The sequence below is a fragment of the Streptomyces sp. NPDC020299 genome (assembly GCF_044387825.1).
Lineage (GTDB): Bacteria > Actinomycetota > Actinomycetes > Streptomycetales > Streptomycetaceae > Streptomyces.
This window is the reverse complement of the sequence record NZ_JBIRWL010000020.1, coordinates 114,198-128,760: the sequence shown is the minus strand read 5'-3', so window position 1 is coordinate 128,760 and position 14,563 is coordinate 114,198. Positions and strand designations below refer to the sequence as shown.

Here is a 14,563-nt window from a genome sequence, read left to right as displayed (position 1 = left end):
GCGCCCTGAGCCCCGGATGAGGGGTGTAAAGAACCTTCTTACCGGACGGACGGCACCGGCGACGAGTCCATTGGTCCAAGGTCACATCGCGGCCCTCGACGGGGCCCGGTCGTAGCCTCAGGCATCGACCACATCATGGGATGCGCCGAAGATTTTCCGGCCAGATGGCTGGATTCCCGCAGATAGCGGGTGTCGAGTGCCGAGGATGTGCCGACCTGATGTGGTTCGGGGGTCACCCGTTATCCGATTTTGACATAGTCGGTCACCTGACCGGCGTAGTCCGAATGGCAAGATGCCGTAAACCCACTAGGTCGCGACACCCGAAGGTGTGTGTTCTCGTCGACCCATCGGCATCTCCATCCATCCGCCGGAGGAACCCACAATGACCGCAAGCTCCACCCGTCGTACGACCGCCACGCACTCCCGCCTGGCCGCGGTCGGTGCGACCGCGGTCGCGGGCGCCCTGCTGCTCACCGGCTGCGGTGACCAGACCGACAAGGGCGGTTCGGACAACTCGAGCTCCTCTTCCTCCTCGGCGCCCCTCGCCGCCAAGCTCCCCGCGGACATCCGCAAGGCGGGCGTCATCCAGGTGGGTTCCGACATCGCGTACCCGCCGGTCGAGGTCATGCAGGGCGGCAAGGCCGTCGGCATCGACCCGGACATCGCGGACGCCCTCAGCAAGCAGCTGGGCGTGAAGTTCGAGTTCCAGAACGGCAAGTTCGACAACCTGATCGTGGGCCTGCAGGCCAAGCGCTTCCAGGTGCTCATGTCGGCGATGAACGACACCAAGGACCGCCAGAACGGCATCAACTCCGACACCGGCAAGAAGGTCGGCAACGGCGTCGACTTCGTCGACTACTTCACCGCCGGCACCTCGATCCTGGTCCAGAAGGGCAACCCGAAGGGCATCAAGTCGCTCGACGACCTGTGCGGCAAGGTCGTGGCCCTTCAGAAGGGCACCACGTCCGAGGGCATCGCCAAGGCGCAGAACAAGAAGTGCACCAAGGACGGCAAGAAGGCCATCGACCTGCAGACCTTCGACACCGACCCCGAGGCGCTGCTCCGTCTGAAGCAGGGCGCGTCCGTCGCCGACCTGAACGACTTCCCGGTGGCGGCCTACAACGCGAAGACCTCCGGTGGCGGCAAGGACTTCGAGGTCGTCGGCGACCAGATCGAGGCGGGCCCCTACGGCATCGCGGTCAGCAAGGAGAACACCCAGCTGCGGGACGCCCTCCAGGCCGCCATGTCCGCGATCATCAAGAGCGGCGAGTACCAGAAGATCCTGCAGAAGTGGAACGTCACGCAGGGCGCGGTCACCGAGTCGAAGATCAACGGCGGCTCCTGAAACAGCCTCGGGCAACACTGAAGGGCTGTCACTGTGACTGACACCGTCGACAAGGTTCCGGCGCCGTCGCTGCCGCCGGAGCAGATCAAGGCCATTCCGGTGCGGCACTACGGCCGCTGGGTGTCCGGCGTCGTGGTCATCGCCATCGTGGCGCTGATCGGGGTCGCGTTCTCCAACGCGAAGATCAACTACAGCGTCATCCCCGACTACGTCTTCGATCCGGGCATCGTGGCCGGCGCCTGGACCACGCTGTACATCTCCGTGCTGGCCATGGTGCTCGGCGTCGCCCTCGGCGTGATCCTCGCCGTGATGCGGCTGTCGTCGAACCCGGTCACCAGCACGGTGGCCTGGTTCTACATCTGGTTCTTCCGCGGCACCCCGGTCCTGGTCCAGCTGCTGCTCTGGTACAACATCGCGCTCGTCTTCCCCATCCTGAACCTGGGGTTCTACAAGGACGAGATGAACCAGGTGATGACGCCGGTCCTCACGGCGCTGCTGGGTCTCGGCCTGAACGAGGCCGCGTACATGTCGGAGATCGTCCGCGCCGGCATCCAGTCGGTCGACGAGGGGCAGACGGAGGCGTCGCACGCGCTGGGCATGACCCAGGGCCAGACGCTGCGCCGGGTGATCCTCCCGCAGGCCATGCGGGTCATCATCCCGCCGACCGGCAACGAGTTCATCAACATGCTGAAGACCTCGTCGCTGGCCTACGCGGTCCAGCTCCCCGAGCTGATCAAGAAGGCCACCGACATCTCCAGCGCCTCGCTGGCGGTCGTCGAGATGTACTTCGTCGCCTGCATCTGGTACCTGTTCCTGACGACGATCTTCAGCATCGTCCAGTACTACATCGAGCGCCGTTACGCCCGCGGTTCGACGCGCAACCTGCCGCCGACCCCGTTCCAGCGCCTGAAGAAGAACCTCCGCATGTTCGGTTCGTTCCGCCGTCCGGAGGTGGCCCGATGACCAGGATCAGCAAGGACCTCACGCCACCCACCAGTGGCGGGCCGATGGTCAGGGCCGAGGGCGTGCACAAGTCCTTCGGGCTGGCGCACATCCTCAAGGGCATCGACCTGGTGGTGAACCCGCGCGAGGTGTTCTGCCTGATCGGCCCGTCCGGTTCCGGCAAGTCCACCTTCCTGCGGTGCATCAACCACCTGGAGAAGATCAGCGCCGGCCGGCTGTACGTCGACGGCGACCTGGTGGGCTACCGGCAGAAGGGCGACAAGCTCTACGAGCTGAAGGAGAGGGAGGTCGCGGCGCAGCGGCGGGACATCGGCATGGTGTTCCAGCGCTTCAACCTCTTCCCGCACATGACGGCGCTGGAGAACGTCATGGAGGCGCCGCTCCAGGTCAAGCGCGAGTCCAAGGCGGTCGCCCGGGAGCGCGCGGAGCGGCTCCTCGACCGGGTGGGCCTCGGCGACCGCAAGGGCCACTACCCGGCCCAGCTCTCCGGCGGTCAGCAGCAGCGTGTCGCGATCGCCCGGGCGCTGGCGATGCAGCCGAAGCTGATGCTCTTCGACGAGCCGACCTCGGCTCTCGACCCCGAGCTGGTCGGCGAGGTGCTCGACGTGATGCGGGACCTCGCTCAGGACGGCATGACGATGATCGTCGTGACGCACGAGATGGGCTTCGCCCGCGAGGTCGGGGACTCCCTGGTGTTCATGGACGACGGTGTGGTGGTCGAGTCGGGCCACCCCCGGGAGGTCCTGACGAACCCGCAGCACGACCGGACGAAGTCGTTCCTGTCCAAGGTGCTGTGACAAGGGTGCTCTGACGCTGCGCTGAGCGAGAGGGGCGGTACGGGTGTCCGTACCGCCCCTCTGTCACTACCGCCCCGCTGTCACTTCAGCGCCAGCAGCAGGGTGTCCGAGGGCGAGCACCACACCGCGCGGGCCTCGTCGAAGCCCTTCTCCCGCAGGACACGCGCGTGCCACGCGGCGGGCGGCATGTCGCCGTCGGCGTGCTCACCGTAGATCTCGAAGCGGCGGGCGGTCGGCCCGGCCAGGGCCGGGTCCTCGGCCGCCAGCTGCCACCACTCGGCCCAGTCCAGGGCGCCCGCGGCCCTGGCCTGATCCATGCGGGCGTGGCGCTGGGCGCGCTCGGCCGCGTTGATCCGGGGCGTGGTGTCGTCGATCATGTGGTCCGCGTTCATGAAGACACCGCCGTCGCGGACGAGTCCCGCGACCTGACCGTAGAGGGCCGCGAGGGGGTCGCTGTGCAGCCAGTGCAGGGCCGTGGCGGTCAGGACGGCGTCGTAGGAGTCGTACGGCAGTCTCGCCGGCCAGTCGGGGTCCTTGAGGTCGGCCGTGACGAGGGTGACCCGCTCGTCGCCCGCGAAGGTGCCCTCGGCGATGGCGAGGAGGGCCGGGTCGAGGTCGACGCCGACGCTGGTGGCGCCGGGGAACCGGGCGAGCAGCCGGGCGGTGATGCTGCCGGTGCCGCAGGCGAGGTCGAGAACGCGCGGCGCGGTGCCGGCGAGCGCCTCCACCATGTCGAGCATGATGCGGAAGCGTTCCTCGCGGTCCGGCATGTACCACTCCTGCTGCCGGTCCCAGCTCTCCTGCCAGGCCGCCCAGTCGGTTCCGGTACTGGTGGTCATGGAAACCCTGTCTCCCCTCGCCCGCGTAATACCCTGGAAGCGCGACCGGCTGTTACCCGACCGCACGCGAAACCATAGAGCGCCCCCGTAAGGACTACAAGTGGAACTGGCCTATTACTCGGACTACGCCGTGCGTCTCGTCAACAGCGAGGAACCGGTCCGGGGCAAGGACACCCTGACCTCGGTCGACGCGGTCCGCGATCTGTTCGGCGCCAACTCCTCCGCGGCCCGCCGCACCACCGACGCGGACGTCACGCGGTTCCGCTCGGTCCGCGCCCGGCTGCGCGCGGTCTTCGAGGCGGCCGACACCGGCGACGAGACCCTGGCCGTCGACCTGCTGAACTCCCTGCTCCTGGAGTTCCCGGTGAGCCCGCAGATCTCCGGGCACGACCACCGGGACGAGGACGGCCGCCCGCTGTGGCACATGCATCTGGCCGACCACCCGTCGAACGCCACCGCGGGCTACGCGGCGATCGCCGCGATGGGCCTCGCCTTCCACCTCACGGAGTACGGCGTCGACCGCCTCGGCCTGTGCGAGGCGGCGCCCTGCCGCAACGCCTACCTCGACACGTCCACCAACCGCTCCCGGCGCTACTGCTCGGACCGCTGCGCGACCCGCGCCAACGTGGCCGCCTACCGCGCCCGCAAGCGCCTGGAGGCCGACCGGTCGGCGAAGACCGGCCGCGCGGCCGACAACGCCCAGCGGGCCACTGCCAGCGGCGAGCGCTGACCGGCCTTGAGCGGCCGGAACCGCAACCGGACCCGCCCGAGGACCAGCTCCTGAGGCACGGCCCCGTAGTCGGTGCTGTCCCCTCCCGCGTACGTGTTGTCCCCGAGCACCCACCAGCCGCCCTCGCGCAGCTCCACCGCGCGCTTGACGACGAGCAGGTCCTGCTGGAACGGATGGCGCAGGACGACCACGTCCCCGGGCCTGATCCTGGCGCCGTAGTGCACCACGAGCCGGTCCCCGTGGTAGAGCGTGGGCACCATGGACGGCCCGGTCACCTCGGCCAGCCCGAAGGGCGCGGCGGCCCTCCCCCGTTCGGTCTCCTGCGACAGCTCCGGCATCCCCGGCACCTCCCCGGTCCGTTCCTCCACCAGTCTCAGTCTGACCCCGGACTTTTGTCCTAAGCCCAAGGGGGCACTCGCGAAAACCCGTCCCTCAGGGAGTAATGTCCCACCTGAGAAGACGATCACGAGGAAGGAATGCTCCATGCTTTCCCGCCTGTTTGCCCCCAAGGTCAAGGTCAGCGCGCACTGCGACCTGCCCTGTGGCGTGTACGACCCGGCCCAGGCCCGCATCGAGGCGGAGTCGGTGAAGGCCGTCCAGGAGAAGATGGCCGCCAACGACGACCCGCACTTCCAGGCGCGCGCCACCGTCATCAAGGAGCAGCGCGCGGAGCTCGCCAAGCACCACGTCTCCGTGCTCTGGAGCGACTACTTCAAGCCCCCGCACTTCGAGAAGTACCCGGAGCTGCACCAGCTGGTCAACGACACCCTGAAGGCCCTCTCGGCCGCCAAGGGCTCCACCGACCCGGCGACGGGCCAGAAGGCCCTGGACTACATCGCCCAGATCGACAAGATCTTCTGGGAGACCAAGAAGGCTTGATCTACAACTAGGCCGTTTGACCTGCGGTTTCGCGGGTCGCATCGCCTACTTGTCCGCACCCGGTCCGCAGGCCGCCGAGCACGGCGTCCATGACGGTCCGGGTGCGGTCTTCTTCGCCCGGCCACAGATGGGCGTAGATCCGCGGCGTGATGACGGCGGACGCGTGGCCGAGGACCAGCTGGACCTGCTTGACGCTCGCTCCGCCGGCGATGAGGGCGGAGGCGCCGCAGGTCGTGGGTCACCATGTGGGGCAGCTCGACGGGCTCGCGGCCCTCGCGTACGGCTGCCCCGTCCTCCACTGCTTGGAGCGCCCTGCGGGCGCAGTTCCACCCCGTGACCTGTCCGCACGGCAACGGACCAGCCGTCGGCGGCGGCATCGGGGGAACTGGTTCCAGCGGGCCGTCCGCCTGCCCACCGAGCAGCTCGAAGTCCAGCTCGCGTTCCCCGCCGTCCTCGACCCGGTGGTCTGGGGCACCGGGACCTCGATGACCGCAGAAGCTGCCCCGCTGCGGACCCGGCCCGTCCGCAGCGACGAGGGTGAGCTGCGGCAACTCACGTGGATCACGACCACACCCGTACTGCACGCTCGGAACCGTCTTGAGTGGCGGTTCCGGTCCAGGTCCGAACGCGACACAGATCAAGAGGAATTCAAGTGATCGACGTGCGGCCCAGCCAAGGAAGCCCTGGGCGCCCTTGCCATCGAGATCGACAGGAAGCACGGAGTCCGTGACAGCCCACAATGGGATTGAAGGTCATCTGCCCTGATCACGTATGACATGCCACGTTTGGCGTAATGGGCGCATTGGGTTGGTCGGCCGCGTCACTCTGGAAGGGTTGATCACGGTCGTGTCAGGAGCCCTGTGTACGGATCACGTGAGAGGGTCGAGGGGATCGGCCATGGCCGCCGGACGGGCCCGAGCGTGTCCGGTCGGGCGCTGCATCCACGGCACGAGGTCGGCGGAAACATGGTGACCGAGACTTCGAGGACACCGGCGCAGGGGCCCGGCCATGGCACAAGGTGAGCGGCGGCCGGACAACGGCATGACGGACCGTTCGGAAGGGTTCGGTGAGCGGCTGCTGGGGGTGCTGCTGGACCGGGCACACGAGATGCCGCCGCAGCTGATCGCCCCGCTGATCGCGGAAGAGGTGGCCAGGGTCGGTGGCCGCGACGTCTCGATCCTGCTGCAGGACTACGGCCAGCTGGTGCTGGTGCCGCTGCCGGGTCGGCGGCTGATGGTCGGCGAGCCAGAGCCGATCGGTGGCTCTCCCGCCGGCACCGCCTTCCTGCAGGCGACCACTGTCGAGGTGCCGCGGCCCGACGGCGTCCGGATGTACCTACCGCTGCTGGACGGCAGCGACCAGGTGGGAGTGATGGGCCTCACCCTGGATGCCGTCGATGACGACGACCGGCGGCTACTGCGCAGGCTTGCCGGTCTGGTCGCCGACATGCTGGTCACCAAGCACAGCTACACCGACCAGTTCTTCCTCGCCCGGCGTCGCGAACCGATGAGCGTGGCCGCCGAGATCCAGTGGTCTCTGCTGCCGCCGCTGGCGATGTCCGTCCCACAGGCAGCGGTGGCCGGGATCCTGGAGCCCGCCTACAGCGTCGCAGGCGACAGCTTCGACTACGCCCTCAACGAGGACATCCTGCACCTGGCCATGGTCGATGCGATGGGCCACGGCCTGGACGCCGCCACGATGGCGACCGTCGCCGTCGGGGCCTACCGGCACGCCAGACGTGCCGACATCGGTCTGTCCGGGATCTACGCGTTCATGGACCGGGCCATCGCGGAGCAGTTCGGGCCCGAGCACTTCGTCACCGCGCAGATGATGCGCCTGAACATCGCGACGGGCCACCTGCAGTGGGTCAACGCGGGCCACCCCGCGCCACTGCTGATCCGCGACCACCAGGTCGTGCGGCAACTGACGGGCCCGACCACCCTGCCGGTCGGCTTCGGCGGTGAAGAACCCCGGATCAGCGAGCAGATGCTCCAATCCGGCGACCGGGTGCTGTGCTTCACCGACGGCCTGATCGAGGAGCACCAAGCCGGTGAAGCACAGTTCGGCGAGGAGCAACTCATCCACTGGGTCAACCGCATCGAACACACGGAGAAGGGAGTACGCGCGGTGGTGCGCGCACTCTCCCACGCTCTGAAGCAGCAACGGGGCGGCCGCACCAGCGACGACGCGACCCTCTTCCTGATCGAATGGCGCGGGGGCGCCGCCGACCACCTCGCCATCCTGGAGTGAGGCGCCTCAAACCGCCATAAAGGCGGCTTGGTTCAGGCCGGGTGACGCTAGACGGGCCGGATTCGCGGCGCTTCCTGTGCCTTCCGCCGGGGTCGGCACATGGTCATTGACCGCTCTGGCAGGGGTATGTGAGGTCACGGCAGCGGGCGTCATGCCCGCCTTCGGATTCCCAGACCGCCTCCCGCATCGAGTCCGCGTCGGCCTCGTCCTCTGTCATGGCCCGGAAGCTTTCGGCCTCATGCATCAGGCCGCTCGCCGTGCGGTTCCGTGACGGGTCGGTGGCCGTGGCCATGAGCCGGGCCGCGGTGGCCGGCTCCGTCTCCGGTGGAATCACCAGCAGGTCCCAGCGGCCGAAGGTGTAGGACAGCAGCAACAGCTTGTGCGGGTCCTGCCCGGCGTTGGACCAGCCGACGCGCACCATGTGGCCGTGCGCGGGCACTTCTCCCGGAATGACCGGCCAGAACGTGCGGCTCACCGCTACCCGGGTGATCCGCCCCCACAGCGGGTCGAGATATTCGACGAGCGCCGGGAGCTGCTCCGTCAGGTTGCGCGAACGGGGCCACCAGGCACCGTCGATCAGGGCCGGAGGAGCGCCGGCCCGCGCCAGGGTGAGTCGAAGCGGTGAAGCAGAAGGAGCCCGGCCTTCGACCGCGGGTGTGAACGGAATGGTCGCGGTCATGGCGCGGACCCAACCCCGGGCCGGTCACGGCCGGCCCGGTTGTCGTGAATCGCCGAGAACGACGTCAGCGTTGAAGCCGGTGTACGAGATGCTCTCGGTAATCACCAGGATACTCCTCGCCGACGCCCGGCGGGCTGATGGAGAGCGATGTGCTGAACGGAACACGAGGAACACCTCCCACGTGACACAGCCGAGGAGTGCCGGGCCAGGGCATGCGGGCCGTCAGGCGTGAGACCGGTCCGGCAACCGGCATACGTCATGCCCCGCCACCCGCAGCGCGCCCCCGCCGGTATCGACAGCCGCTTCACGGATTGCGGCGTCGTCTCCTCAACCGCCGCGGCGTGTGCGGAGTACCGTGGACACCACCGAGGGCATTTCGCACACCGGCTTCCACGCCGGGGTCGTTCTCGGCGAGAGATGAAGCCCGGGTCGCCGTGAAGGCGGCCCGGAGACGGGTCCGCATCATGTCGGCGACCTTGCACCAACCCCTGCCACACCACGAGCCCGCCGCGGCCCCGGCCGCACGTCTCGCCCTGAAGACCGACGGCATGTCTCGCGGCCTCCTGGACGGTGCCTGGTGGCCCCGCTCCCGGGACCTGCTGAGCGAGCTGCCCGCACTGACCGAAGTACTGGACGCCTTGTGGGGCCGCATTACCCGCATCGCCGTCAACCCGATGTACTGGCCGGTCATCCCGCACGAGATTCCCGTGAGCGGTCATGTCGTCAAGGTCGGCTGGTTCACCCCGGAGATCGACCCGCACAAGCTGCTGCTGCGCTCCTACGGCACCGGCCGCTGGGATCTGCTGGTCGTCCCGCCCGAAACCGAGGCGGAGTCGGCGGCCCGCCTGATGGCGGCCGTGTGCGACTGCGACGGTCCGCCGCTGACCGCAAGCGCTCTCATCGCCGCGGACGAGACCCGGCGTGCCGTCTCCGCTGCCGACCGGCCACTCGAACCGGACGAGGCAGGGAAGTACGAGGGCCGCCCCTCCTCTGCGACCGTTCCGGCACAGACCGGTCGTCCGGCACAGACCGGTCGCGTCAGTCGCCTGATCATCGGCATGTGAGACAGCCGCCATGAACACCTTCCTGACGACCGGCTGCCTCCTGGTCCTCATCGCAGCGGCGGCATTCGTGATCCACCGGCTCGACATCGGGCACCCGGAAGGGATCGCCGTGCACCGGTACAGTCGCGCCCTGCCCGACGGTCCGCGCCGCGCCACCGACGCGGCACGTCCCCCTGCGGGACCACCACTGTCCAAGTCGCCGGCCGTCGGCGGACGACGTGACCACCGTGACGGGGGCCGCGGCCGCTTCCCACCGCGCCGCCGCCGCGACCGCACCACTCACCACGGGTGACGAGGCGGTGTCCCCGCCCCCGCGCACCAACCGTCGGCACGGCCCGTACAGACGGGTTTCGGACCCGCCTCACGAACCGCCGCAGGCACATGCAGGGGTCTCGACCGGCGGGTCCCGGCCCCACGTGGTCCTCGTCCCGAGGAGCAGCACATGCAAGCCCTGATCGTTCTCATCGTCGTGATCGTACTGCTGGCCGTCCTGGCCCTCGCCCTGTCCGTGAAGGTCGTCAAGCAGTACGAGAAGGGAGTGCTGTTCCGCTTCGGCCGACTCGTCGGAACACGCTCCCCGGGGCTGCGGTTCATCATCCCGTTCGTCGACTCCCTGCACCGGGTGTCGCTGCGGGTCGTCACCATGCCGATCCAGTCCCAGGGCATCATCACCCGGGACAACGTGAGCGTGGACGTGTCGGCGGTCGCCTACTTCCGGGTCGTCGACGCCGTGAAGTCGGTCGTCGCCGTCGAGAACGTCAACGCGGCGATCAATCAGATCGCCCAGACCACCCTGCGGAAGGTCGTCGGCCGGCACACGCTCGACGAGACGCTGTCGGAGACGGACCGTATCAACCTGGACATCCGCCAGATCCTCGACGTCACCACCGTCGACTGGGGTGTGCAGGTCACGCTGGTCGAGCTCAAGGACATCCAGCTGCCCGACACCATGAAGCGCGCCATGGCCCGCCAGGCCGAGGCGGAGCGGGAGAAGCGAGCGAAGATCATCAATGCGGAGGGCGAGTCCCTGGCCGCAGCCGCGCTCGGCGACGCCTCGGACACCATGATGGCCCACCCCTTGGCCCTTCAACTGCGCAATCTCCAGAGCCTGGTGGAGATCGGTGTCGACCAGAACACCACCGTCGTCTTCCCAGCCCCCCTCATGAGCACGATCGGCGAGCTCGGATCCTTCCTCGCCCGGGAAACCGCTGCCGCCGCACCCGCCGCGGCAGCGCCACCGGCCGGCACCGGCCGCACCGACAAGTCCCTCAGCCCGGCCGGCACCGCGCCCGGCACCGCGGCGTGACCCGACTACGGCCCGAGCGATCCGTGCCGCCAGGGCGGACTCGTGGCCGACGCCTGTCGCGCGCGTCCTCCGGGCATCGGCTGATGATGGGAGTACGGCCGAACACGCGGAGCTGATCATGACGGGTTGGCGGGTCAGGGACTACACCCAGGACGATCTCGAAGCGGTGATCCGCGTCGACATGGAGAGCAGTACGACCGAGGAGCCGCCGCTCTTCCCGCTCTCGGACGCCGTGACGGCCCTCCAGGCCCGCCACCCGGCTGTGGTGGCCACGGCCGACGACGTGCTGATCGGCGCCGCGGTGAGCAGGGTGGAGGACGAACGGGCATGGGTCCTGCGCATCTGCATGGCGCCCGGCTGGCGGCAGCGCGGGCTGGGCAGTGCCCTGATCACCGCCCTTGAGCAACGGCTCTTCGCCGCCGGCGTCCGAGCGGTGCACGCCGTCCTGCCCGAGGGCGAGACCGGTGCCACCGCCCTGCGCAACAGCGACTACGGCGCCCGCCCCGGGCTGGTCTTCTTCGAAAAGCGCGGGCCGGTGACCCCGCAGTCGGCCGGCACGCTGTCCTCGCTCGGAGCGGAGCTGCCGCCAGGGGGACTGTGGCAGAAGGTCGCGGGCATGCAACGGGAGAAGCAGCTCATCGAGCGGCGCCTGGTCCTGCCGCTGGCCCATCCCGAACTGGCCGCCCAGCACGGAGTGGAACTGCCACGGGCGGTGATGCTGTTCGGCCCGCCCGGGACCGGCAAGAGCACGTTCGCGCACGCGATCGCCGGCCGCCTGGGATGGCCCTTCCTCGAACTGTTCCCCGCCCGTCTGGCCGCCGAGTACGGCCTGGCGACCGGGCTGAACCGGCGCTTCGACGAGATCGCCCGGCTCGACCACGTCCTCGTCTTCATCGACGAGGTCGAGGAGGTCGCCGGCGAGCGCGGTGGCGCGGACGCGACCGCTGTCGGTGTCGTCAACGAACTGCTCAAGGCGATCGTCCGGTTCCGAAGCCAGGACGGACGGCTGCTCGTCTGCGCCACGAACAACGTGACCACGCTCGACTCCGCGTTCCTGCGGCACGGCCGCTTCGACTACGTGCTGCCGATCGGCCCTCCCGACCACACCGCCAGGACCGCGCTGTGGGAGAGCTACCTGGCCCGAGCGGGCGCGCGGGCCGACAGCGCGGTACTCGCGTCCGCCAGCGAGGGGTTCACCCCCGCCGACATCGCCCACGCGGCGCGCACCGTCTCCCAGGCCCAGTTCGAGCGCACCTTCGACACCGGGACCCGGACCACCTCCACCACTGACGACTACCTGGACACGATCCGCGACACCAAGCCCACGGTCAGCGCCGCCATGGCCCAGGAATTCGCCCAGCAGACGGGAAAGTTCGCCCGCATCTAGCGTCCAGGCCAGCGGGGAGTCGATCCCGCCACGGAGGCTTCAGGCCGGCGTAGGTGGCGTGTCGCCGCCCGTATCGATGAGGATCTGTCTGGCCTCGGTGACGTTGTCGGCCCGTACGGCCTTGGCCATCGCGGCGCGTGCCGCGTCGGGCGACGTGTCCGGAGGGACCAGCATCAGGGAGAAATGGTCCCGGTCGCCCCGGGTGATGAGGACGGTGTCGTCACCTACCGGGAAGGAATCGATGTGGACGACTCGGCCGTCGACCATCACCCGGGTCGGCAGTTCGTCCCAGGAACTGCCGTCCAGACCGACCCGGGTGACAGTTCCGAGGTGCTCGGTCAGCGCGGTGATCAGCGAGGGGAGTTCGGCACTGATGCGCCGGGACCGCGGCCACCATGCGCCGTCCAGGATTCCCTCGCGTGCGCGTGTCGTCTCCAGCCGCAGCAGGGCCGTCCCGGGTTTCACCGACCGGTGGACGGCGTCCGGCAGGAGCCCGGGGAGGTCGGGGGTGTCTGAGTCGGCCATGGTGTCCGCCCGTCCGCAGAGAGCAGTGCGACCGCAGGGCGTGCGACCACGATACGACCCTGCTACCTCACGGTACTCCGCACGACGTTCCCGCGAGCGCTTCGCCGCCGGGCGCGGTTGCGGAAACAGACAACGGCTCCGGCGTATACCCGCCGGAGCCGCCCTTCCGGGTCATTGCACGTGAGCGTGCGCCGACCCGCTTTCCAGGTTACGTCAAAGGGATTAATCCGTCGTAAGCAATCCTTGCGAGGGTTCACTTCGGTCCGGGAAGCCGACGCGGCTCAGCCACGCCCTTCCTCTTCCATCTCCATCTGCCGGATCCCCTGGTGCGTCAGCGTGATCATCGCGGGCGTGTTGCCCCTCTCCCAGTCCACGACGACCCAGCCTTCACCTGCCAGGTACATACAGGCAGCGGCCATGTCCTGCTCAGGGATACCCAGGTCGGTGCGGAGCTTCGCCCCATCGACGCCCAGGAGGCGATTGCCCTCGGCGGCTTGGTACAGAGCCTGCATGATCCTCTCGCGGTACGTCTTCCGGTCTCGCAATATCGCCATGACGCGCCTGCCTCTACTGCTCACGGTCGGGCCGAAGTCGATGTCATCCGCGGCCGCCCTCGCGGTGGGGCGCGTCGCAACGGTGGCGTCCACCACCAACCGACGGTGCCTCCGGGGCCGACGCCCGATCCCCGGCAGAACATCGCTGTAGGGGAAGGCTGCGATCCGTTCGTTGTGCTGAGAGTTGAGCTGGTGGATCAGAACGGCTCCGACGGCGATCAGAAGGAGCAGCACGGCCACGGCGATGACTGTCATGGTTCTCTCGCCTCCGCCGACCGGCGGGCCGAAGGCCCTGTCGAGCCGGCGTCGACGCCTTCGCCCGCCATCAGCTGCGCGGCGGCATCCGCACCGGTTTCCGGCGGAATCACCAGGACGTCTCGGTGACCGTCGGGTAGGGAGAGAGTCAGTCTGTGCGGGTCCTGGGCCTCGGTGGACCAGCCCACCTGCACGGTTCGCCCGGCGACGGACACCCAGTGCGGGATGACGGGCCAGTGGGCCGGGTGCACGGTGACACCTGTGATGCGGCCCCAACGCTCGACCAGTGCGGCCGCCAGGGTGGGCAGCTCACGGGTGAGGGCACGGGAGCGGGGCCACCACATGCCGTCCAGCCCGCCCGGCGCGGGCGTCAGGGACAGCCGGGCCGACTGCGGCGGCGCGCGCCTGCTCGATGTCGTACGGTCAATGGTCACGGGCATGGCGCGGACCTGTCCCCGGGCTCGGGTGCGGCCCGGCATTGTCGATCACCGGAAACGGCACCCGCGGCGGAGCGGTACGCGAAGAACTCCCGGTGTCTTCACACTACTCCGCTCACCCGCCCGAAAAGCCGGGGGTGACCAGGTATTTTCCTGCCTTCGGAGCCTGGTCTCCGGCGCCCGGCACCGGGCCGGTCAGAGCCAGTCCTCGGGCTTGAACGTCAGATACAGCACAGCGGACAGGACCACGATGACGGCTGCCGAGGTGATGAATCCGGACTGGCGGCCGAACCCGGGGGAGGGGAGATTCTGGCCGTAGTAGGGACCGACGTCGGATCGGCGAGATGCGCGGCGACGTCACTGGCGGGAAAGTCCTCCAGGACGAGAGTGCCGTCGTGACACAGCCGGGTGCGCGCCTCGATCATCCCACTTCATCCCTATGGCCGGCGCGGCAGGCGCTGCAGATCACCGGCGGTCGGCGCACCCCGCAGACATGCCGGCACCGGCCCGCCGAGGGTCCGGCAGCGTCAGCCGCTTACGCCCCCGGACGGGA

16 protein-coding genes and 1 pseudogene are annotated in these 14,563 nt (G+C 69.0%); 10 read left to right on the top strand and 7 right to left on the bottom strand.

The genetic code is table 11. The annotated features are described in order from the left end of the window. The first annotated feature begins 382 nt into the window (after window positions 1–382). The 3 genes from ACH45E_RS37760 to ACH45E_RS37750 are packed head-to-tail and all read left to right on the top strand — an operon-like array spanning window position 383 to window position 3,105. The gene (locus tag ACH45E_RS37760) at window positions 383–1,345 is read left to right on the top strand and encodes an ABC transporter substrate-binding protein (protein WP_361450079.1); all 963 of its coding nucleotides are present in this window, start codon (window positions 383–385) and stop codon (window positions 1,343–1,345) included. Window positions 1,346–1,378: 33 nt separating this feature from the next. Beyond that, window positions 1,379–2,308, top strand: a complete 930-nt coding sequence (locus ACH45E_RS37755; protein WP_361450076.1) for an amino acid ABC transporter permease — start codon at window positions 1,379–1,381, stop codon at window positions 2,306–2,308. After that, window positions 2,305–3,105, top strand: a complete 801-nt coding sequence (locus tag ACH45E_RS37750) for an amino acid ABC transporter ATP-binding protein (RefSeq protein ID WP_361450073.1) — start codon at window positions 2,305–2,307, stop codon at window positions 3,103–3,105. The genes ACH45E_RS37755 and ACH45E_RS37750 overlap by 4 nt, the downstream gene beginning before the upstream one ends. Window positions 3,106–3,185: 80 nt before the next feature. Here ACH45E_RS37750 and ACH45E_RS37745 read toward each other — a convergent pair whose 3' ends face one another. Beyond that, window positions 3,186–3,944 carry a class I SAM-dependent methyltransferase gene (locus ACH45E_RS37745; RefSeq protein ID WP_361450070.1) on the bottom strand — a complete coding sequence of 253 codons (759 nt, stop codon included), beginning with the start codon at window positions 3,942–3,944 and terminating at the stop codon, window positions 3,186–3,188. A 100-nt stretch (window positions 3,945–4,044) separates the two neighbouring features. On the opposite strand from ACH45E_RS37745, the gene ACH45E_RS37740 reads away from it, so the two are divergent. Then, window positions 4,045–4,674, top strand: coding sequence for a CGNR zinc finger domain-containing protein (locus ACH45E_RS37740; RefSeq protein WP_361450067.1), 630 nt, complete (start codon window positions 4,045–4,047; stop codon window positions 4,672–4,674). On the opposite strand, the gene sodX is transcribed toward ACH45E_RS37740, so the two are convergent. Beyond that, complete coding sequence (gene sodX / locus ACH45E_RS37735; RefSeq protein ID WP_361450273.1) at window positions 4,578–5,012, bottom strand: nickel-type superoxide dismutase maturation protease; 435 nt, start codon at window positions 5,010–5,012, stop codon at window positions 4,578–4,580. The two genes, ACH45E_RS37740 and sodX, sit on opposite strands and share 97 nt — an antisense overlap. A gap of 145 nt (window positions 5,013–5,157) precedes the next feature. Here sodX and sodN point away from each other — a divergent pair, with 145 nt between their 5' ends. Next, complete coding sequence (gene sodN / locus ACH45E_RS37730) at window positions 5,158–5,553, top strand: superoxide dismutase, Ni (protein ID WP_031140564.1); 396 nt, start codon at window positions 5,158–5,160, stop codon at window positions 5,551–5,553. A 7-nt stretch (window positions 5,554–5,560) separates the two neighbouring features. On the opposite strand, the pseudogene ACH45E_RS37725 reads toward sodN, so the two are convergent. After that, window positions 5,561–5,888, bottom strand: a pseudogene (locus ACH45E_RS37725) (tyrosine-type recombinase/integrase); the annotation flags it as partial. A 673-nt stretch (window positions 5,889–6,561) separates the two neighbouring features. Between ACH45E_RS37725 and ACH45E_RS37720 the strand changes: the two are divergent. Then, the gene (locus ACH45E_RS37720; RefSeq protein ID WP_361450064.1) at window positions 6,562–7,803 is read left to right on the top strand and encodes a PP2C family protein-serine/threonine phosphatase; all 1,242 of its coding nucleotides are present in this window, start codon (window positions 6,562–6,564) and stop codon (window positions 7,801–7,803) included. Window positions 7,804–7,906: 103 nt separating this feature from the next. On the opposite strand, the gene ACH45E_RS37715 is transcribed toward ACH45E_RS37720, so the two are convergent. After that, on the bottom strand, window positions 7,907–8,482 hold the full coding sequence (locus ACH45E_RS37715) for a DUF5994 family protein (protein ID WP_361450061.1): 576 nt from the start codon (window positions 8,480–8,482) through the stop codon (window positions 7,907–7,909). A 464-nt stretch (window positions 8,483–8,946) separates the two neighbouring features. Between ACH45E_RS37715 and ACH45E_RS37710 the strand changes: the two genes are divergently transcribed. From ACH45E_RS37710 to ACH45E_RS37695, 4 genes are all read left to right on the top strand, one after another. Further along, a complete protein-coding gene (locus tag ACH45E_RS37710) occupies window positions 8,947–9,546 on the top strand; it encodes a DUF5994 family protein (protein ID WP_361450058.1) in 600 nt (199 codons plus the stop codon). A gap of 10 nt (window positions 9,547–9,556) precedes the next feature. Continuing rightward, window positions 9,557–9,838, top strand: a complete 282-nt coding sequence (locus ACH45E_RS37705) for a hypothetical protein (RefSeq protein WP_361450055.1) — start codon at window positions 9,557–9,559, stop codon at window positions 9,836–9,838. Between the two features lie 150 nt (window positions 9,839–9,988). Further along, complete coding sequence (locus ACH45E_RS37700; RefSeq protein ID WP_361450052.1) at window positions 9,989–10,852, top strand: slipin family protein; 864 nt, start codon at window positions 9,989–9,991, stop codon at window positions 10,850–10,852. 118 nt (window positions 10,853–10,970) lie between these two features. Then, window positions 10,971–12,239: a bifunctional GNAT family N-acetyltransferase/ATP-binding protein gene (locus ACH45E_RS37695; RefSeq protein ID WP_361450049.1), complete on the top strand. Its 1,269-nt coding sequence runs from the start codon at window positions 10,971–10,973 to the stop codon at window positions 12,237–12,239. A 39-nt stretch (window positions 12,240–12,278) separates the two neighbouring features. Here ACH45E_RS37695 and ACH45E_RS37690 read toward each other — a convergent pair whose 3' ends face one another. The 3 genes from ACH45E_RS37690 to ACH45E_RS37680 form a co-directional block, all read right to left on the bottom strand. Then, window positions 12,279–12,764 (bottom strand): DUF5994 family protein, encoded by a 486-nt coding sequence (locus ACH45E_RS37690; protein ID WP_361450046.1) that lies wholly within the window; start codon window positions 12,762–12,764, stop codon window positions 12,279–12,281. 281 nt (window positions 12,765–13,045) lie between these two features. Beyond that, window positions 13,046–13,318: a hypothetical protein gene (locus ACH45E_RS37685; protein WP_361450270.1), complete on the bottom strand. Its 273-nt coding sequence runs from the start codon at window positions 13,316–13,318 to the stop codon at window positions 13,046–13,048. A gap of 251 nt (window positions 13,319–13,569) precedes the next feature. Further along, window positions 13,570–14,013: a DUF5994 family protein gene (locus ACH45E_RS37680; protein WP_361450043.1), complete on the bottom strand. Its 444-nt coding sequence runs from the start codon at window positions 14,011–14,013 to the stop codon at window positions 13,570–13,572. Between the last annotated feature and the right edge of the window lie 550 nt (window positions 14,014–14,563).